19 protein-coding genes are annotated in these 19208 nt (G+C 46.0%); 2 read left to right on the top strand and 17 right to left on the bottom strand.

Translation table 11 applies throughout. The features are described 5' to 3' along the window. Positions 1 to 114 precede the first annotated feature (114 nt). The 6 genes from ACSQ2E_RS07840 to ACSQ2E_RS07815 all read right to left on the bottom strand — a co-directional run bounded on the left by ACSQ2E_RS07840 (position 115) and on the right by ACSQ2E_RS07815 (position 7404). A complete protein-coding gene (locus tag ACSQ2E_RS07840; protein WP_435990034.1) occupies positions 115 to 627 on the bottom strand; it encodes an adenine phosphoribosyltransferase in 513 nt (170 codons plus the stop codon). Next, a complete protein-coding gene (gene recJ / locus ACSQ2E_RS07835; RefSeq protein WP_435990033.1) occupies positions 618 to 2981 on the bottom strand; it encodes a single-stranded-DNA-specific exonuclease RecJ in 2364 nt (787 codons plus the stop codon). Before recJ ends, ACSQ2E_RS07840 begins: the two co-directional genes overlap by 10 nt. Positions 2982 to 3305: 324 nt before the next feature. Then, positions 3306 to 3641, bottom strand: coding sequence for a LapA family protein (locus tag ACSQ2E_RS07830; RefSeq protein ID WP_435990032.1), 336 nt, complete (start codon positions 3639 to 3641; stop codon positions 3306 to 3308). A gap of 15 nt (positions 3642 to 3656) precedes the next feature. Then, positions 3657 to 4583 (bottom strand): cation diffusion facilitator family transporter, encoded by a 927-nt coding sequence (locus tag ACSQ2E_RS07825; protein WP_435990031.1) that lies wholly within the window; start codon positions 4581 to 4583, stop codon positions 3657 to 3659. A 104-nt stretch (positions 4584 to 4687) separates the two neighbouring features. Then, complete coding sequence (secDF, locus tag ACSQ2E_RS07820) at positions 4688 to 6952, bottom strand: protein translocase subunit SecDF (RefSeq protein WP_435990030.1); 2265 nt, start codon at positions 6950 to 6952, stop codon at positions 4688 to 4690. 131 nt (positions 6953 to 7083) lie between these two features. Continuing rightward, positions 7084 to 7404 (bottom strand): post-transcriptional regulator, encoded by a 321-nt coding sequence (locus ACSQ2E_RS07815; RefSeq protein ID WP_435990029.1) that lies wholly within the window; start codon positions 7402 to 7404, stop codon positions 7084 to 7086. A 125-nt stretch (positions 7405 to 7529) separates the two neighbouring features. On the opposite strand from ACSQ2E_RS07815, the gene spoVB reads away from it, so the two are divergent. After that, positions 7530 to 9080 carry a stage V sporulation protein B gene (gene spoVB, locus ACSQ2E_RS07810; RefSeq protein WP_435990028.1) on the top strand — a complete coding sequence of 517 codons (1551 nt, stop codon included), beginning with the start codon at positions 7530 to 7532 and terminating at the stop codon, positions 9078 to 9080. A 46-nt stretch (positions 9081 to 9126) separates the two neighbouring features. On the opposite strand, the gene ACSQ2E_RS07805 is transcribed toward spoVB, so the two are convergent. Further along, entirely contained in the window at positions 9127 to 9771 is a 645-nt protein-coding gene (locus ACSQ2E_RS07805; RefSeq protein ID WP_435990027.1) for a DUF421 domain-containing protein, read from the bottom strand. Positions 9772 to 10062: 291 nt separating this feature from the next. Between ACSQ2E_RS07805 and ACSQ2E_RS07800 the strand changes: the two genes are divergently transcribed. Continuing rightward, entirely contained in the window at positions 10063 to 10434 is a 372-nt protein-coding gene (locus tag ACSQ2E_RS07800) for a TIGR04086 family membrane protein (RefSeq protein ID WP_435990026.1), read from the top strand. 70 nt (positions 10435 to 10504) lie between these two features. Here the strand turns inward: ACSQ2E_RS07800 and yajC are convergent, their stop codons facing one another. The 10 genes from yajC to safA form a co-directional block, all read right to left on the bottom strand. After that, positions 10505 to 10777: a preprotein translocase subunit YajC gene (gene yajC / locus ACSQ2E_RS07795; RefSeq protein ID WP_279724368.1), complete on the bottom strand. Its 273-nt coding sequence runs from the start codon at positions 10775 to 10777 to the stop codon at positions 10505 to 10507. 44 nt (positions 10778 to 10821) lie between these two features. Continuing rightward, a complete protein-coding gene (tgt, locus tag ACSQ2E_RS07790; protein ID WP_435990025.1) occupies positions 10822 to 11988 on the bottom strand; it encodes a tRNA guanosine(34) transglycosylase Tgt in 1167 nt (388 codons plus the stop codon). Between the two features lie 18 nt (positions 11989 to 12006). Beyond that, complete coding sequence (gene queA / locus ACSQ2E_RS07785; RefSeq protein ID WP_435990024.1) at positions 12007 to 13032, bottom strand: tRNA preQ1(34) S-adenosylmethionine ribosyltransferase-isomerase QueA; 1026 nt, start codon at positions 13030 to 13032, stop codon at positions 12007 to 12009. A gap of 39 nt (positions 13033 to 13071) precedes the next feature. Continuing rightward, complete coding sequence (locus ACSQ2E_RS07780; RefSeq protein WP_435990023.1) at positions 13072 to 13278, bottom strand: DUF2905 domain-containing protein; 207 nt, start codon at positions 13276 to 13278, stop codon at positions 13072 to 13074. Then, entirely contained in the window at positions 13275 to 14276 is a 1002-nt protein-coding gene (ruvB, locus tag ACSQ2E_RS07775) for a Holliday junction branch migration DNA helicase RuvB (RefSeq protein ID WP_435990022.1), read from the bottom strand. The genes ACSQ2E_RS07780 and ruvB overlap by 4 nt, the downstream gene beginning before the upstream one ends. 27 nt (positions 14277 to 14303) lie before the next feature. Continuing rightward, positions 14304 to 14915: a Holliday junction branch migration protein RuvA gene (ruvA, locus tag ACSQ2E_RS07770; RefSeq protein WP_435990021.1), complete on the bottom strand. Its 612-nt coding sequence runs from the start codon at positions 14913 to 14915 to the stop codon at positions 14304 to 14306. Between the two features lie 220 nt (positions 14916 to 15135). Further along, a complete protein-coding gene (locus ACSQ2E_RS07765) occupies positions 15136 to 15684 on the bottom strand; it encodes a BofC C-terminal domain-containing protein (RefSeq protein ID WP_435990020.1) in 549 nt (182 codons plus the stop codon). 148 nt (positions 15685 to 15832) lie between these two features. After that, a complete protein-coding gene (locus tag ACSQ2E_RS07760; protein ID WP_435990019.1) occupies positions 15833 to 16570 on the bottom strand; it encodes a YhcN/YlaJ family sporulation lipoprotein in 738 nt (245 codons plus the stop codon). Between the two features lie 104 nt (positions 16571 to 16674). After that, positions 16675 to 17673: a phosphotransferase gene (locus tag ACSQ2E_RS07755; RefSeq protein ID WP_435990018.1), complete on the bottom strand. Its 999-nt coding sequence runs from the start codon at positions 17671 to 17673 to the stop codon at positions 16675 to 16677. Continuing rightward, the gene (gene safA / locus ACSQ2E_RS07750) at positions 17651 to 19195 is read right to left on the bottom strand and encodes a SafA/ExsA family spore coat assembly protein (protein WP_435990017.1); all 1545 of its coding nucleotides are present in this window, start codon (positions 19193 to 19195) and stop codon (positions 17651 to 17653) included. The genes ACSQ2E_RS07755 and safA overlap by 23 nt, the downstream gene beginning before the upstream one ends. Positions 19196 to 19208: the final 13 nt, after the last annotated feature.

Raw genomic sequence — 19208 nt, 5'->3', positions numbered from 1 at the left:
GTCGATAAATGTCGATTCTATTCTTCTTGAAATTAAAAAAATAAGGGCTGACACTTTAACCAGTTGTCAGTCCCTTATTTCAGTATATCACAAAGTCAGTTTTAATAATCGAATTTAGTATTGCATTAATGTCATTATATCATAGTTCTCAAGTTTGTCGCGGCCGTCAAGGTACGTAAGTTCAATTAAGAACGCAGTCCCTGCAACAATTCCACCCAGTTCTTCCACAAGCTTGATCGTTGCTTCGATCGTTCCGCCGGTTGCCAGTAAATCGTCCGTGATCAGAACACGCTGGCCGGGCTTGATGGCATCTTTATGGATGGTCAACGCATCTTTACCGTACTCAAGGCCGTATTCCTTCTGAATCGTTTCACGTGGTAATTTACCAGGTTTACGGACAGGGGCAAAGCCTATACCGAGTGCATAAGCGACTGGGCATCCGATGATGAATCCACGGGCTTCAGGTCCTACAATCAGGTCAATCTGCTTTTCTTTTGCATATTCGACGATTCGGTCTGTAGCATATCTATAAGCATCACCATTATCCATAAGGGGTGTGATGTCTTTAAACTTAATCCCTTCTTTTGGCCAATTCTCAACGATTGTAACATATTGTTTTAAGTCCATGCTTCTACTTCCTCCTCAATTGTAACAGACTCTTCTATCCTTTCATTAAACCAAGTCTTCAACTCTTGATAGGAAGAATATAACAATTCGTTTTCGAGTTCGTATTGTTGTTGTTTCTTCTGATATGTTCGAGATTCAGAAAGATCTTTCTTGGTTTTCTCAGGATTAAGAGAAATAAATCCATTGTCTATTGTAACAAACTTCAAATCAAAAAACACCTGTGACATAAAATCGATTGTTTCTTTTGACCAGCCTTTATATTTGGCCAGGTCATCGCCATGCTTATTGACATCGAACGATCCCCGTTTGGTTAAAAATCCATAGTACCATTTGAAATGGTCCCGGGTCGGCATTGTACTGAAGAAATGATCTTCCTCCTGGAAGAAATGAGCATAGATCCGATGAGGACGCCCCTTCTTCAAAAGCTCTTCAAGTAAAGGCTTGGAATTCGGCAGATCCAACAGCACAAGGCTTGCTTTATCCGTTGATAATCCATCAAGCGTCGAGCTTTCCTCCAAGAGGATGACCTCCTCTTTCGGCAGGTTCAGTTTGTCCAACGTGGATGAATGAAAACAAACCATTTTCTTATTTTCTTCAGGGATGAGTCCGTTCCACTTATGGACCTGCTTAATTCCCCTCACATCAAATAATTGCCAATGATCGATTTTCACATCATGTAAAAACACCTGAGGCTTTTTGCGGTTGTTCCACTCATTGATGGATAATTCACCAATGACGGACGCATTTGAAAATGGCGTCATGTGATCTGCCAATTCACCGAGTCCGAAGCCTACACCGTCTAGTTGGACTCCTTTGTCTTCTAAAACGAGCTTAAGGTGATTTTGTGCAGACCCGATTTTTTTATAGTGCTCGATGCTCACATGATCGATGATCCACTTAGGCTTTGGATTCTTCATCCCAAAAGGTGCCAAAAGCTGAAGCTTTTCAATGGACTCCACAGAGATTTCGTCCACTGTCACGGGAGCATCGAGTTGTGTGACCGGGATGAAGTCTTCCGGTGTCAGATCCGTCCCGGCCAGTTCATTTAACTGGTTTCTCAACTGAGCTACATCGTCCAATTGCAGCGTCATGCCCGCAGCCATTGGGTGGCCACCGAAGTGGGGAAGGATATCCCGGCAGGTTGAAAGGTTTTTGAATAAATCAAATCCTACGATGCTTCTCGCAGACCCTTTCGCCGTTCCTTTTTCCAAGTCGTAGCTAAGCACGATGGTCGGACGGTAAAACCTGTCCACCAGACGTGAAGCCACAATGCCGACCACTCCGGGATTCCAGCCTTCCTTTCCGATGACAAGTACATGGTTATCCTTCAATGGAAAATCTCTCTCCACCATCTCAACGGCTTCCTCGGTCATTTGAGCGACGATTGCCTGTCTCTCTTTATTCAAGCCGTCAATTTCTTCCGCCAGTGCCTTAGCCTCTTCGTCATCTTCAGTAAGCATGAGATCGACGGCCGGATCGGCATCACCTAAACGACCAACGGCATTAATCCGTGGAGCGATCATGAAGCCGACCGTCTCTTCGGTGATTTCCTGTTGCTTCGCATTGGCGATTTTACATAAAGCTTTAATCCCCAATCGGTTTGAACCACGAAGTTCGGCAAGACCCCGTTTAGCCAAAAGACGGTTTTCCCCTCTCAAAGGGACGAGATCCGCAATGGTTCCAATCGCCGCAAGATCCAGTAAATGACTTGGCAGCTCACCATAAAGGGCATGGGCCAATTTAAATGCAACCCCTACACCGGCAAGTTCTCCAAATGGATATGCTACTTCTCCCACCTTTGGATGTAGGAGAGCATACGTTTCCGGTAATTCGGGTCCAGGTTCATGGTGGTCTGTAATGATCAGATCGATCCCTAGCTCTTTCGCGAGCCTGGCTTCGTTCACGGCAGAGATTCCTGTATCGACCGTGATGATGAGTGAGAATTCCTCATCCTTGGCCCAGCGGAACGCCCCCTCATTGGGTCCATATCCTTCACTGAACCGGTTCGGGATATAAAATTCCACCATAGCTCCCAAATCTCTCAGTACGGTCATCATGACCGATGTACTGCTGACTCCATCTGCATCATAGTCACCATAAACGAGAATTCTTTCCCCGTTCTCAATGGCTTTGTGGATCCGTTCCGTTGCTTTCTTCATATCTTCAAATAAAAATGGATCGTGAAATGAGTCGCCTGAATCAAATAAAAAATTCCTGGCTTCTTCGACATCATCCAAGTCCCGGTTTATCAATAATTTCGCTACAAGCGAAGGTACTTTTAGTTCATTTGCCAATTCTGCTATTTTATGTTTATCTGTTTCTGTCAATGTCCAACGTGTTTTTGATTTTAACATACGTTCACCCCTCAGCCTTACTCATTATACAAAAGTGAGGGGGTTGTTTCAATCTAAATGAGACCCTGATAAAAAGATGGGGAAAAATGGTGAGGGGACGTCGTCTCTGATGTCCCTCGGTTGAAATCCAGCCGTTTTTTGTGAAAAACCAGCCGATATCGTGAATAATCCGGCGGGTTTCCGCCATTATCCAGCCGTTACGGTTAAAAATCAGGCCGAAATCTAACTAAATTCAGCCAAATGACTTTTTCATACAAAAATAACCGACGATAGGCGTCCGCACAAAAACAAAAAAAGCCCGGCGGCAACAGCCACCAGACTCATTTACTCCCCTGCTTCCCCTACTGAATCCGGGGCTCGTTTTTTTAACGGGATATCTTCGGTTTTTTCTTTATGCATTCCCTCTGTCTGTTCCCTCAATAACATATTTTCTTTTTCAAGGGATTTAACCCTCCGCTGGACGACGAATAATCGGAACAGCCCTACGGAACCGATGATGATACCACCCATCAAGACAGATCCGAGAATAACTAATATAAGAGGCCAGTCGGATTCACCGAACAGATAATTGACGGTGACCGGATCGACGTTGATGACTGCGAAAATCGATACCACCAGCGCAAAGAAAATACCTAATAATAGAGTCCATTGAAACTTCATGAGACTTCCCTCCCTTTAAGTTAAGTCTATTTGATCATCACTTTCTTCAGAAGCAGGATTGAATGGATTGATATGTATAAAAACATCATTCACATTCGATTCTCCCAAGAGCTTTTCTTTGACTCTCTTCCCGACGCGATGACCTTCCTCTACTGTCATGTAAGGATCGACACTGATTTTCAAATCGATGATGACGTAGTGTCCATGTTCCCTTGCATGAAGCTCATTGATTTCTTTCACTTCCGGGACGGTCTCCACAATTTTTCGGAAAGGCAGTACATCCTCGTCATGCATAACGTGATCGAGGGTCGTATGTATGGATTCCGCTCCCAGATGCCAGGCCATCCTGAGGACAAGCAGGGAAACGAATATTCCTGCAACAGGGTCCGCATAAACAAGCCAGCCGATATCGAACTTCCCGCCAAGGATGGAAGCTGAAATCCCGATAAGTGCTGCGATGGAAGAGAATACATCCGAACGATGCTCGTATGCATTCACGATCAATGCATCACTCTTTAACCTTTTACCCAACCGATATTTGTATTGAAACATCGCTTCTTTCACGATGATGGAGAAAATGACCGCATAAATCGCAATCGCTGTCGGCGGGGTGAGAGGGTGAAAAAAGGATTCAATCGATGATTTCCCAATTTCGATCCCCACAAGGAACAACAGTACGGCCACGATGATTGCCGCAATGGACTCCGCCTTTCCGTGACCATAAGGATGATCCTGGTCAGGGGGCTGCTTGGCAGCACGCAAACCGATAAAGACGGCAAGGGATCCTGCTACATCCGATGCAGAGTGAACCGCATCGGCAATCAGCGCCCTACTATTCCCCATGATACCGGCCGCCCACTTTATTACCGCCAGTACAATATTGCCCACCACACCGATCATGGCGGCAAATTCCGCTTTTTTAAAACGATCCTCATGATTCATTCGCGTCGCCTCCCTTATGACTTCTATTAGTGTAACCCAATGGCGTAAAAAAACAAAAAAAGACAGGTCCGGGAAGAAATACTTCCCGGACCTCTTGATGGTTATTATACTTGCGGTTCATCCGACCACGTTTTCTTTTCTTTTACGGTCTTGATGCTTCCTTTTTTCTTCAGTTCTTTCTTCTTCATCACGAGCCATACCTGGGAAGCGATGAATACGGAAGAATAGGTACCTGAAATCAACCCGACCAATAAAGCGATGGAGAAGTTACGGATCGACTCACTTCCGAAGATCATGAGTGCAATGACCGTGAACACGACAGTCAATACTGTATTGACTGAACGGCCCATCGTCTGTCTGATACTTTGGTTCACTACCTCTTCAATGTCTTTATCGGTCTTCAAACGGCGTTTCTTATGAAGATTCTCCCGGAGCCTGTCAAAGGTAACGATCGTATCATTGATCGAATAACCGACAATCGTCAGGACGGCTGCAATGAATGTGATATCCACTTCGAGCCTGGTCAAGCTGAAGAATGCAATGATAAAGAATGCATCATGCATAAGGGCAAGGATTGCTCCCAAAGCCATTCTCCATTCGAAACGGAGTGTTACGTAAATAATGATCCCGATGGAGGCAATCGCCAAAGCAATCATGGCGTTCTTTGCGAGTTCCTTGCCGATCACGGGAGATACGGTACTGATACTCGGTTCAGCTCCATAAAGCTCGTTAAAGTGATCTTTCAACTTTGCGATATCGTTCTTATTCAAGTCATCCGTGTAGCGGACAACGGCGATGTTTTCTTTATCACCCGAAATGACGACATCTTCAGAAGGCAGTTTTATTTCTTTCAGTTCATCTTGGACCTGTTCCGTCTTCAGGCTCTGATCAGCCAGGATTTCCATACGGGAACCACTGACAAAGTCGATTCCAAGATTCAGTCTGAAGATGGCCAGAATGATGATCCCCGCCGTGATGAGTACAGCTGAAAATGCGAAAAACTTCTTACGCTGTCCAGCAAAATCAAATCGGTCGAAGCGGGTAGGCAGATCCAGCGTATCATAATTCTCCGACAGATCCTTGATTTCGGATTTTTTCACACCGAACCAGCCCGGCTTTTTATTAAAGATGCGGCTGTGGACCCAAAGGCTCATTAATAGACGCGAGCCCCATACCGCCGTGATGAAGCTTGTCAGGATACTGACGATCAGCATCGTCGCAAATCCTTTAACCGAGCTATTTCCGTAGAAGAATAGAACAGCAGCGGCAAGGATCGTCGTCACGTTGGCATCCAGGATCGTTAAGAAGGACGATTTGTTACCGGCCTGGAATGCAGAGCGTATCGGCTTCCCGACCCGCATTTCTTCTTTGATCCGTTCATACGTGATGATGTTCGCGTCAACCGCCATACCCACACCAAGGATGAGGGCTGCGATTCCCGGCAGCGTCAGGACCCCGTTCATCATATCGAAAATCAACAGAATCAAGTAAATATATACTGAAAGGGTGATCGTGGCGATCAGTCCAGGGAAACGGTAGTATGCAATCATGAATAAGAAAATGATGGCAATCCCGATGATCCCCGCAGTCACTGTCTTATCCAATGCCTGCTGACCGAATTGCGCTCCCACTGAAGTTGAATATTTCTCCTCCAGTTTGACCGGAAGTGCCCCGGCATTTAGAAGGGACGCAAGATTCTGTGCCCTCTCAACCGTGAAGTTCCCTTCAATGATGACTTCATCCGAGTTGATTGGCTTTCTTACCGCCGGGTCGGAGATGAATTTCGGGTCTTCCTTCCCTACTTCAGCTTTGTAAGAATCTTTCCCTTCCTCGAAATCCAGCCAGATAACAAGCTTGTTCTGTGGAGCCATAGCAGAAATATCTTTCGTTAATTCATAGAATTTCGAGCGATCTTTTAATTTTAATGAAACGATTGGATTATTTTTGTCATCAAACGTTTGCTTCGCAGAATCGGATGCAAGATCCGATCCGTCCAGACGGACTTTATCGTTTACGTCACGGAACGTCAGATTGGCTTGAGTGGAGAGGATTTCCCTTGCTTCGTTCTGGTCCTCGACACCAGCCAATTGAACACGGATGCGGTTCCCGTCTTCGATTTGGATATTCGGTTCACTGACACCCAATACGTTAATACGCCTGTCGAGTGCATCGGCTGTATTAGCAACGGTCTCTTTCGTGATTTCCTGGCCTTTTTTGATCGGCTGAACTTCATAAAGAACTTCAAATCCGCCCTGCAGGTCCAATCCCAGTTTAATGTTATCTACAATACTCTTCGTTGTTCCTCCCATAGTACCTGCAAGCAATACCACAAGTATAAAGAAGGCAATGATTCGGCCGCGCTTTACCATTATGTATAGATCCTCCTTGCCGTTTTAAAAAACCATGCGAACTATGTGCTTCAAAAAGTAATATAATTCCTAAATTCTTCGGGCATTCTCATTATCTATGAGAAAGAAATGACTGTCAATTTCTTTTCAGGCTATTTTCCATTCTTATTCGGGCGAAGAAGCTCGTTCAACTCTTCTTCATTCACTTCTGCAAACCAATTGGGAGACCTGTACGCTTCGATCGTTTCAAAACTCATATACTCTCCAGGCTTGACCGTCAACACATCACTCACTAACTGAAAGAGCTTTACATCCACTTCAGGCTTCTTCCATTTCTTCTTCGTTAAGTAGGACCATAGGCGGTCAGCGTCTGCCTTTCCGTATCCAAGAATTTCAAATTCTTCTACTTTGCTTACAAGCGCTGGTACTAATGATTCATAAAAACGATCGTAAGGATGCTGATTTTTCTTCATTCCCCGTCCACCCCATTTGAGCTATATTCAGCCCGAATTGTTCACTACTTGTCATGCTTTGTCCACCCTTATGCATATACATCATTGTATACGATAATACCAATTTTGAGAAGGCAGGGAATTTTATGTCAAAATTTCTGAAAGGCACCATGATCTTAATGATGGCCGCCTTTATAACCAGGATATTAGGGTTCGTGAACCGCATCGTCGTTGCCAGATTCATCGGAGAAGAAGGTGTCGGCCTTTTCATGATGGCTTTCCCTACCCTCATACTCGTCATCACCATCACTCAACTGGGACTCCCTGTAGCGATCTCAAAAAATGTGGCCGAAGCAGAGTCAAAGGGAGATATCCGGAAGGTGAAAAAAATATTGGTGGTCTCCCTTTCCATTACCATGGGGCTATCCCTCATCTTCACCCCGGCACTCATCCTGCTCGCGCCCTATTTAACAGACGTCTTATTTACGGATGATCGAATTTACTATCCATTGGTGGCCATTGCCCCGATCATTCCGATCGTGGCGATCTCTTCTGTGATCCGCGGCTATTTCCAGGGAAGACAGAACATGAAACCTTCCGCTTATTCCCAAGTCATCGAACAGGTGGTCCGCATCACCCTGATTGCCGTATTGACCAAAACTTTCCTTCCTTACGGGATTGAATACGCAGCAGCCGCTGCCATGGTGGCGTCGGTTCTCGGGGAACTCGCCTCCCTACTATATTTGTTCGCAAGTTTCAAGTTGAAGAAAAAATTCAAGATCAGGCGCAACTTCTTTACCTCGATCAAGAATGGCCGGGAAACCTTTAATGAACTCATGAGTGTGGCCCTGCCGGCGACAGGCAGCAGGATGATCGGGTCGATTGCATGGTTTTTTGAACCGATCGTGGTGGCAAACAGCCTTGCCCTCGCCGGGGTGGCAGCTGGGATGGCAACGAAACAGTATGGTTCCTTGACGGGATATGCCCTTCCCCTCCTGTTCCTTCCATCATTCGTGACCCTTTCATTATCGCAATCTCTTGTCCCGGCCATTAGTGAAGCCAACTCTCAAAAAAATTTCGCCTTAATCGAACACCGGCTGCAGCAGGCCCTAAGGTTCTGTTTAATCACCGGTGGGATTTCCGTCGTCATCCTCTACGTTTATGCAAAGCCGCTCATGCAGGTCATGTACGGGAATGAAAACGGAGCAGGTTTCTTGATGATCATGGCCCCTTTCTTTTTATTTTATTACTATCAGGGGCCATTGCAGGCCGTGCTCCAGGCGTTGAATCTGGCAAGGGCCGCCATGATCAACAGCCTGATAGGTGCCGTGGTGAAGACCGGTGTCATCTTTGTTCTCGCTTCACAGCCGGCTTTTGGCATCAATGGTGCGGCTCTCGGAATTGTCACCGGGTTCCTGCTCGTGACCCTGCTTCATTTCATGACCATCCTGAAATATATTCCGATGACGATTTATGCAAGGGATTATGTAAAGACAGTCATAGTCCTGTTGATTACCGGAGTATGGGGACACTTTTCTTACCTTTATTTATTTGATGGTCAGTCCACCGTTTTCCGCTTGCTATTCGGCGTCCTAACTTCGACGGCTCTATACACCGTGCTCTCCATCACCCTCAAGCTCATCGTGAAAACCGACCTTGTCAGGATCCCGTTCATCCGGCGATTCATCACTCCATAGTCTCCCCAAATAAAAATACTCCTTAACATTTTGTTGAGGAGTATTTTTATTTGTTTTTTTCATCAATGTAAAATTGTCCGTTTTGGAAGCTGCAGAAGGAGATTTCGTGTACGTTTTTGAATCCGCGTTCTCTCAGTTCTTTCCGTAACCAGAAGGACGTTTTTCCGATCATGTCGAGATGGGTGGTTTGGACCTGTCCATCGAGGATCAGCGGAAGTGTCAGGGAATGCGGAGTCTTTTTATCTTTCTGAAGGACAGATAGGTTCCCGGATGGCTCTAAAATCGCAAATTCAACATCTGCCACATTAAAGATATCTTTTTCTCTTAATTGAAGAAGTAAATCATCATAATTATAACGCTGTTTCTTCATGGCTTTGTCGTCGATTTTTCCATTGTGGATTATGACGGTGGGTTTTCCGTCAAGTAATTCCCGAAAAGACTTAGACCTGAGGGAAAACCATGCAAACAGGATCTGGACGAGGACGATGATCCCCATGGGCAGCACTGTATGAATGATGGGATCCTCCGGTTCTTCAATGGCCATGACCGCCATCTCGGCAATCATCATGAATACGACCAGATCCAGGATGCTCAGTTCCCCGATTTCCCTTTTACCCATGATTCTAAAAATGAAGATGATCATAACATAAAGAAAAAGAGTGCGTAAAATGATGATAAAATATTCCTCCACTACTTTTCCCTCCCATACACATGTCATTATGTAGTATCGACAGAAGGAGAAAATAAATCGGAGGAATTTTTATCCACCCATGGACGGATGTATTTAAAGTATACGGATATTGTGGGAATTATCGGAGACATGGTCACAGCCCCTCCTTTTCCAGGAAGATTCATACTAGTCTATGAGGCTTGACCACATAAAATTTCTAGTCTTTTTTACCATTGCGATGAATATGCTTGTACTAATACGGAATAAAATTATCGATTTAGAAGGGAGAGGACCGTCATCGAAGCAAAAAAAATGGGTGGTGCCGTCCTTTACGGGACGACCACCATATTTGTCATAGCGATTGCCGCAAGTTTATTATTCTCATTATTGCTCCGGTTTACCAATCTTAATGAAAGCTCCATCACAATGTTTGTCACGATCATTTCATTTCTTTCTTTGTTTGTTGGTGGATTTATGTCAGGTGGAAAAGGAAAGACAAAAGGCTGGGTGCTTGGAGGTTCGACAGGACTCATTTACACCCTCGTCATTTTCTTATTTCAATACCTGGGATACGATAGCCTGTTTTCAATCGAACAGCTGATCTATCACGGCTGCTATATCCTGACGGCCATGATGGGGGGAATCCTTGGAGTAAACATGAGTGGCGGTCCGAGGGAGGGCTAGTCCATCCGCAAAATAAAAAAAGGGTCCCTCTTTCACGTGCCTAGGCACATGGAGAGAAACCCTTTTTTAATTATACCTGCTCTGCTCTGATGACTTCCCTGATCGCATTACGATCATATGTAAGACGGCTGCCGTCACCACACAGGATGACTACTTTACCTTCTTCGATAGCATCGATTGATCCGTGTAAACCGCCGATCGTGATGATTCTATCACCCTTCGCAAGCTCATTTTGCATTTTCGAGACCGCTTTTTGACGCTTTTGCTGAGGACGGATCAGTAAAAAGTAAAACAGAACGAACATTAATATCAAAGGTAGTATTGTTCCTAAACTTCCTCCCATTCTTTTTCCCCTCCTTTCAAGTGCATTCTTTATTATTATGGATTTTAGAAGTTTTTCGCATCAGGACGGTTGAAGCCGTACTGCTCGAAAAATTCTTCCCTAAAGTCTCCTAGACGATCTTCACGAATCGCTTGTCTGACTTGCTCCATCAATTTTAACAGAAAATGAAGGTTATGATAAGTCGTAAGGCGAATTCCGAACGTTTCGTCACATTTGATTAAGTGACGGATATAGGCACGGCTATAATTTTTACACGTATAGCAGTCGCAATTCTCATCGATCGGTCTGAAATCCCTTGCATACTTTGCGTTCTTCACGACCAGACGGCCTTCACTTGTCATAAGCGTCCCGTTACGGGCGATACGGGTCGGAAGGACACAATCGAACATATCGATTCCGCGCATCGAACCATCGATCAGTGAATCAGGAGATCCGACACCCATCAGATAGCGGGGCTTATCCGACGGAAGGTGTGGCGTTGTGAAATCAAGCACGCGATTCATGACGTCCTTAGGCTCACCGACAGAAAGTCCACCGACTGCATATCCAGGGAAATCCATGGATACAAGGTCGCGGGCACTTTGCTTCCTCAGTTCTTCGTATTCTCCGCCTTGGACGATACCGAATAATCCTTGATCCTGAGGGCGCTCGTGGGCATTTAGACAACGCTCTGCCCATCGCGTGGTACGCTCTACAGAACTCTTCATATACTCATATTCGGCAGGATACGGTGGACATTCATCGAATGCCATCATGATATCAGAGCCCAGCGCATTCTGTATCTCCATCGCTTTCTCCGGACTGAGGAAGAGTTTATCCCCGTTCAAGTGATGACGGAAATGGACTCCTTCTTCTTCAATCTGGCGGAGCTTACTCAAGCTGAACACTTGGAAACCGCCTGAATCGGTCAAGATGGCGCGATCCCAGTTCATGAATTTATGGAGGCCGCCTGCTTCCCTTATGATTTCATGGCCGGGACGCAGCCATAAATGATACGTATTACTAAGGATGATGCCGGATTCCATGGATTTCAGATCCTCCGGAGACATCGTTTTTACAGTAGCCATGGTTCCTACGGGCATGAAGGCAGGCGTTTCGAATGAACCGTGTGGCGTATGGACGCGGCCCAGTCTTGCACCGGTTTGTTTACATGTTTTAATCAATTCATATGTTATTGCAGTCAACTTGGGAATTCTCCTTCCAATTTCCATTGGGTTTTCAATCATTCATTATTTAATCAACATCGCATCTCCAAAACTGAAGAAGCGGTACTTCTCTTTAACGGCGGTTTCATAGGCATGCATCACGTTGTCCTGCCCCGCAAAGGCGCTGACCAGCATGATCAGGGTCGACTTCGGTAAGTGGAAATTTGTGATCAGCCCATCAATCCCTTTAAACTCATAGCCTGGATAAATGAAAATATTCGTCCATCCATTCTCTTCAACAAAAGTCCCATGCTTGGATGCAATGGTTTCAAGTGTGCGGGTGGAGGTTGTTCCGACCGTTATGATCTTGCCTCCATTTGCTCTTACCTCATTTAAGAGGCGGGCGGTCCCTTCGGATACCTGATAGAACTCGGCATGCATATCATGATCTTCAATCGTCTCGACGGAAACCGGCCTGAACGTTCCGAGTCCCACATGAAGGGTGATGAAAGCGATGTGTACACCTTTTTCCTTCAGCTCATCCAACAGTTCTTCCGTAAAGTGGAGACCTGCAGTCGGAGCAGCCGCTGAGCCCCTTTCCCTGGCAAACACCGTCTGGTAGCGGTCCTGTTCTTCCAATCGTTCACGGATGTACGGCGGCAGTGGCATTTCACCCAATTCATCCAATACTTCGTAAAAAATCCCTTCATATCGGAATTCAAGGATTCTTCCACCGTGATCCTTCAAGTCAACGCAAGTTGCCCTTAATTTCCCTTCCCCGAAAACGATCTCCGTTCCGACACGGATCCGTTTTGCCGGCTTCACAAGTGTCTCCCACTTGTCGCCGTCTTCCTGTTTCAGAAGGAGCACTTCAATATTGGCACCTGTATCTTCTTTTTGTCCAAAAAGGCGTGCCGGCAATACTCTTGTATCATTCAGGACGAGACAGTCCCCTTCCCCTAGGAACTCAGTGATCTGTTTGAAACGGATATGATCCATGGAACCATCTTCTTTATCCAATACCATCAGCCTGCTCTCGGAACGGTTCTCAAGAGGAGTCTGGGCAATCAGTTCTTCTGGTAAATGAAAATCAAAATCTTCTACTTTCACAGTTCGTCACCTGGCTTATGTAAATCTCACTCATGAATCCTATTTAAATCTCCCGATGAAATAAAAGACAACGGAAAGTATAACACTTATCAGAATAGAAGTCATAAGTGGAAAATAAAATGTCGCATTTTCTTTTTTGATAATGATGTCACCCGGCAACCTCCCTATTTTGATGAATTGCATAAGGAAGCCGATCACAAGGATGATCGCGCCGATGATCATGACTAATTTAGGCAGCCCTGTCAATTGTCCGGCACCTCCAGTTGGAAATGGTCATACACAAGATGAGTGACGATCCTCCCTCTCGGCGTCCGCTGGATGAATCCAATTTGCAAAAGGTATGGCTCGTACACATCTTCAATCGTATGGGACTCCTCCCCGATGCTTGCTGCAATCGTATCGAGTCCCACAGGTCCGCCCCTGAAGCGCTCGATGATCCCTTTAAGAAGCTTATGGTCGATATGATCGAGACCGAGTTTATCGACCTGAAGGAGTTCGAGGGCTTCCCGTGAAAGGGTTGTGGTAATATCCCCATTCCCCTTCACCTGGGCAAAATCCCTTACCCTCCGTAGCAGCCGATTGGCGATACGCGGGGTCCCTCTCGATCTTCGCGCCAACTCTTCAGAAGCCGTCGCTTCGATTTTCGTGTTCAGAATCGCGGCTGTCCGCTGAACAATTTCATTCAACTGTTCTTCATTATAATATTCCAACCGGCATAGTACACCAAATCGATCTCGAAGGGGAGCCGATAAGGCACCTGCACGGGTCGTCGCCCCCACCAGCGTAAAAGGCGGAAGATCCAAACGGACAGACCGTGCACTGGGACCATTCCCGATGACAATATCCAAACAGAAATCTTCCATTGCAGGATAAAGAACCTCTTCGATCGCCCGGGGCAGCCGGTGGATTTCATCGATGAACAATACGTCACCTGGCTCGAGTGCCGTAAGGACCGCAGCCAGGTCTCCCGGTCTCTCGATGGCCGGTCCTGAGGTGGTGCGCATGTTCACACCCATCTCATTGGCAATGACGGCGGCCAGGGTCGTTTTCCCTAATCCCGGCGGCCCGTAAAGAAGGACATGATCCAGGGTCTCCTGTCGCATCTTTGCCGCTTCAATGAAAACCTCAAGATTATGCTTTACCTTATCTTGCCCAATATATTGTTTTATTGACTGAGGACGCAAGGAATATTCAAAGGAATCTTCATTTATTTCCGATTCACCTGATACGATCCTGTCTTCCATTTAGACTTCCTCCTTTCTTAGCAGTTCTTACTTCAAGAGAAGTTGAAGGGCTTTCCTGATGATTTCGTCTGACGAATGCCCTTCCCCTTTCAGTTTAGGCGTGATTTTCTTAATTTCACGTTCAGAGTAGCCCAGGGCTTTAAGGGCAAGGATGGCTTCATCAAATGCCTCATCCTTTCCATGGGATACTTCCGCCTCCCCATGATCTGAGAACAGGCTTGGGAAATAATCAGGCACAACATCCTGAAGCTTCCCTTTTAAATCCAGGATCATCTGACGGGCCGTCTTCTTCCCGACACCAGGGAACTTCGTCAGGAAACTTTCATTCTCCTCTTCAATGGCCGTGATCACCTGCTGCGGGGCACCTGAGGCCAAAATCGCCAAGGCTCCCTTTGGCCCGATCCCCGAGACATTTAATAGTTTCATAAAGAGCAGCTTCTCTTCGATGGCAAGGAACCCGTACAGGGCAATAAGATCTTCCCTTACATGCTGATATGTAAAAATCTGAATCTCTTGATTTTGATATTTTGAATACACAAATGGATTCGCGGTATACAACTGATATCCGATTCCATTATTCTCCACCACAACATACTCGGGACCCACTTGACTGACCGTCCCTTTTATATATTCATACATTTCATTCTCTCCCCATATGGTACAACTTACTGTTTTTTCTTTCGTCTCACATTCCTATTCAAAAAGACATATAAAATCTATTGTATCATATCACTATTTGATGGGATGGGAAAGGGAGACGAAAGAGAAACACCTGTTCTAATTTTATCAAAGAATGTGGGTATTGGGCAGAGGAATCTGTAAAATAAAAAAACCAGTGGCGTATGCACTGGTTCTTCTCTTATTTAGGAACGGAGTAGGGTTTATATTGTTCAAGTACCTCTTCGTACTCCTGCTTCGACTTAATGGGGATGCCTTTGACGAGATCATCGTGACGCTTGCTCTCAAGCTTCTTCACATCAATCTGGAAGAAGGATTGAATGATTTCCGCCTGTCCGGGTCTGCCGTTAAAGATGGACAGTACACCCTTATCCGATATACCAAAGTAGCCATTGGTCTTTAGAAGAGGAGAGATATCATCCATCTTCTTCTGGAACACGATTTGTTCTTCCGTCATATCCATCAGCTGCCAGTCTTCATACGCAGCCCAGAAGTCTTCCATGCTCCAAATCGTTTCCTGCACGATTTCCTCACTCACTTCCCCGTCCAGATACACGCGTTCCAATATTACCGTGACCGTATGGGCGGAAGCAACCTCAGCAGGGGTTTCGTTCAGCATCTCCAGGGAACTGCCGTCTGCAGCCTGTTTTTCCTCTGTATAAAAAAACGTGAAGTAAAACGCACCGATTAATAACATCACCATAAACACGATTCGAACCTTCATCGTCATCGTGATCACCTCGAACTTGATTTATGTAATACTCTATCCACTAGTCTTACCAAAGCCTGTTAGGAATATCCAAACTTTTTAGGGACGGACCTCCCCCCATGAAAAAAGACTACCCAAGAGCGTTCACTCTTTAAGTAGTCCATCCTTGTTAACGGTTGATGCGGTCCTTCACTGACCGGAACATATCGTGCATGTCGAAGTTGAGAGCGTCCCTCGGACCACCGTCGCGTAAATCATTGTCAATGTTTCTTACCCGGCTGAATGTTCCCTCATCAGTCACCACTGAAACCGTTCTTCCATTCAGATAAGGCTGCACGGCTTCTTTAACACGTGCTTTCGTTTCCTCGATTTTACTATGATCATCCAGTTCAATGGCTATGAGGACATCTGTTCCATAGGCGACGGCACGAACGTCACTGACGTTCTCCACCTTCCCTGTCACATCGCCTATCTTCTCGGCGAGATCCCCTTCATATGCTGTATAATAGGATCTTCTTGCAGATCGGGTATTATCATCAAGATGTCCATGATAGTTCGCATCCCCATGACTCGCACGGGCGTCCCTTGCCAAGAAGTTCTTGTCATAATCGGCAAGTGGCCGGGACGGGTTCTTCGGATTTCCATTCTCGTCCCTCACCTGAAGGAACTGGCGTTTCTTTTGACGGATATCCTGCCCTTCTTTTCCGGCAGAGTGATCATACATTTCAGTCAGAGGTCCGTCCCTCTCGTCCCGGTTGTCCCCGCCATGTCCCTCGTTGGAGTAGAAGCCGAGTGGCTCGTAGGAGTCTGAATAACGATCTTGAGCTTTTTCTTCTCCACTGTTACATGCAGCAAGACCCAGGGTCATGACGGCTGTTAATGGTACCATGAATAATCGTTTATTCAAGTTACGTTTCCCCCTTCAACCCGATACTTGAGCATTTTTTCTGCTCACCATTAGGTTGTGAAAGGACATTCTCTTTCATTCGGGTCAATGTTTGGAGACATCCCCTACAATTGGGTATTGATCCTTTTCACTTCACCATGCAGCTCTTGATTAAATTGCATCCGCTGGGAGAACTGCTGGATCGTCAAGTTCGTTAAATAACCCCATACACGCTGTTTATACGATTGATCTTCCCTGATGAAGCGGTTCCACTCCCTGAATACATCGGAAGGATACATCAATCCGATGTGAAAGATGAGATGATTACGATAAGTATGGAGGGGTTCCATTTCTTTGATATCACTGAGGGACCAATTTAAATAGGGCAAGATCCGATTGCAGTACTGCAGATCGTCCGTTATTTCCGTTGAGAGTGACATAAGATCAAAGTCGATCAAATAGACAAGCCCATTCTTTCCCCTTAAGAAATTATGATGCGCCACATCTCCATGAGTGATGCAGTCCCCATTTTCATGAATGCCGACCGATTTCAATTCTTTTAGTGCCCATTTCCCCCACTCTAAATACGTATACAAGTAATATGGCTGAATGAATGCCTGCAAATAGGGGAGATTATATTGAAACTGCAGCAGCCGTTTTTTCCATTTTTTCAGCCAACGATAGTGAGGAATCTCTTCTGTCCATGAACCACGGATCGTTTTTGAAACGGCATGAAATTTTTTCAATACGTGCAATGCATCTTCTCTGTCATCGGCCTGATCGTAATGAATGGCCCTCGAAGTTTCCAGCCACATCGTAATACCGATAGGGGAACCTTCAAATAATAATAGTTCCCGTTCATGAATGGGGTGAAATGGCAGGACATGATAAAACTTTTCACTTAATAGGGTTGAAATCAGCCGTTCCTGAAGCAGGAACTTCAATTGATTGGGAAATCGTTTGACGAACCATTTACTCCCATGGCTTTTCAGCACCCATTTCCCTTCTTTAATCATTTTCAGGGATGCCCCGGGATCCTTTAATTTATATTGCAAAAAAGAAAGGAGACGATGTGAATAATCGTCCCCTCGTGCATGCATCTTATCCCTCAAAATCATCGTCATTGAAATTCGGCATGCTGAATGCTCTTGGACCAAACATTCCCGGTGATCCCATTTGCATACCCTGGCCTTGAGGTCCCATTTGCATACCCTGAGGACCCATCGGCATTCCCATTCCTTGACCTTGAGGTCCCATCGGCATTCCTTGACCAGGCATTCCCTGCCCCATCATTCCCGGACCGAAGCCGTATGGCTGCTGCATTCCTTGAGGCATTTGCTGCGGCATCATCGGTTGATGCATCATTTGACCATATTGAGGTCCGCCACACCCGCAATCCCCCTGGTTACTTGCTCCCATCACATTTGATGGCTGACCCATAGGCGTTTGATACTGCGCTCCCATCACATTGGACGGTTGGCCCATTGGCATTTGATATCCACCCATGGAAGGCGACTCTTCCGACATCGCTCCCTGAACCTGGCCACCAGGTCCCATCGGATACCCGCCCGGCATGCCGCCGCCATGGAATCCCGGTCCCGGCATGACTGGGGAGACCGGATAGCAGTTCTGTGGATACGGCATGTATGGAGCCTGTTGCTGCGGCATTTGAGCAGATGGGAAGTTCTCTTCGGATGCACCCATTACTCCAGACGGCTGACCCATCGGCTGTTGCATCGGCATTTGCATTGGTTGCTGCATATGCATCGGCATCTGCATTGGCTGCTGCATCGGCATTTGTCCTTGAGGCATATACGGCATAACAGAAGACGACTCTTCGTCATACCCCATTTGAGGCATCATCGGCATGTTCTGCATTCCTGGCATCGATTGAGCACCTTGAACCTGGCTGCCAGGTCCCATAGGCATCCCTTGACCCATTGGCATTCCTTGGCCCATCGGCATCCCATAACCTGCTCCTGGATGCATTCCATGCGGCGGACAGAAACCTGATCCTGGCATGACCGGGGATACAGGTACGCAATTATTCGGATTATAATACATAGGCTGGGTGTTCCCTCCTTGTGGTTGTGATGGCATTTGTAAGCTTTCTTCTTCTTGAACACCTTTTACGGCTTCTTGTTTTGGTTTTGGCATCGGCTTTGGCTGTTCTTTTGCTTTAGGGAGTACGTTGGTAGGTTTAGGTGGTGATTTAGGTTTTGGCATTGGTTTGGCCTGTTGCTTTGGCTGTTGTACTTGCATGTTGGCCATATTCATCATGTAATAGTTGTTAATATCAATTTCAGGTACGACTGGTTTCGGCATTTTTGGTGCAAAGGGCTTTTGTACTTCTTTCGGCATTTCTTTCTTTGGTTCTTCGACCGGCATGGCCATAGGCTTCTGCTCTTTGAATGGATGCTCTGCTTTAGGCATCTCCTTCATAGGCATCTCTTTGGATCCGTATTTGATTTGTGTCTCTTTCTTTACGGTTCCGCCTGTAGTCGGCACTTTTATTTTCATGCCGGGCATGATCATATCGGGATTTGAAAGCTGGGCATTCATCTGTTTTAATTCTTCGAAATTCACGCCATACTTCTTGGCGATCTTCCAAAGAGTATCCCCTTTTTGAACGATATGGATTTTCACTCTTTTTCCCTCC

This window comes from Rossellomorea sp. LjRoot5, assembly GCF_964253455.1.
Lineage (GTDB): Bacteria > Bacillota > Bacilli > Bacillales > Bacillaceae_B > Rossellomorea.
This window is presented reverse-complemented; position numbering and strand designations above follow the sequence as displayed.

Coding starts and splice junctions, on each gene's coding strand:
- ACSQ2E_RS07840 (WP_435990034.1), bottom strand. CDS start 627: ATGGACTTAAAACAATATGTTACAATCGTTGAGAATTGGCCAAAAGAA.
- recJ (WP_435990033.1), bottom strand. CDS start 2,981: ATGTTAAAATCAAAAACACGTTGGACATTGACAGAAACAGATAAACAT.
- ACSQ2E_RS07830 (WP_435990032.1), bottom strand. CDS start 3,641: ATGAAGTTTCAATGGACTCTATTATTAGGTATTTTCTTTGCGCTGGTG.
- ACSQ2E_RS07825 (WP_435990031.1), bottom strand. CDS start 4,583: ATGAATCATGAGGATCGTTTTAAAAAAGCGGAATTTGCCGCCATGATC.
- secDF (WP_435990030.1), bottom strand. CDS start 6,952: ATGGTAAAGCGCGGCCGAATCATTGCCTTCTTTATACTTGTGGTATTG.
- ACSQ2E_RS07815 (WP_435990029.1), bottom strand. CDS start 7,404: ATGAAGAAAAATCAGCATCCTTACGATCGTTTTTATGAATCATTAGTA.
- spoVB (WP_435990028.1), top strand. CDS start 7,530: ATGTCAAAATTTCTGAAAGGCACCATGATCTTAATGATGGCCGCCTTT.
- ACSQ2E_RS07800 (WP_435990026.1), top strand. CDS start 10,063: ATGGGTGGTGCCGTCCTTTACGGGACGACCACCATATTTGTCATAGCG.
- yajC (WP_279724368.1), bottom strand. CDS start 10,777: ATGGGAGGAAGTTTAGGAACAATACTACCTTTGATATTAATGTTCGTT.
- tgt (WP_435990025.1), bottom strand. CDS start 11,988: ATGGAAATTGGAAGGAGAATTCCCAAGTTGACTGCAATAACATATGAA.
- ruvB (WP_435990022.1), bottom strand. CDS start 14,276: ATGGAAGACAGGATCGTATCAGGTGAATCGGAAATAAATGAAGATTCC.
- ruvA (WP_435990021.1), bottom strand. CDS start 14,915: ATGTATGAATATATAAAAGGGACGGTCAGTCAAGTGGGTCCCGAGTAT.
- ACSQ2E_RS07765 (WP_435990020.1), bottom strand. CDS start 15,684: ATGACGATGAAGGTTCGAATCGTGTTTATGGTGATGTTATTAATCGGT.
- ACSQ2E_RS07755 (WP_435990018.1), bottom strand. CDS start 17,673: ATGACGATGATTTTGAGGGATAAGATGCATGCACGAGGGGACGATTAT.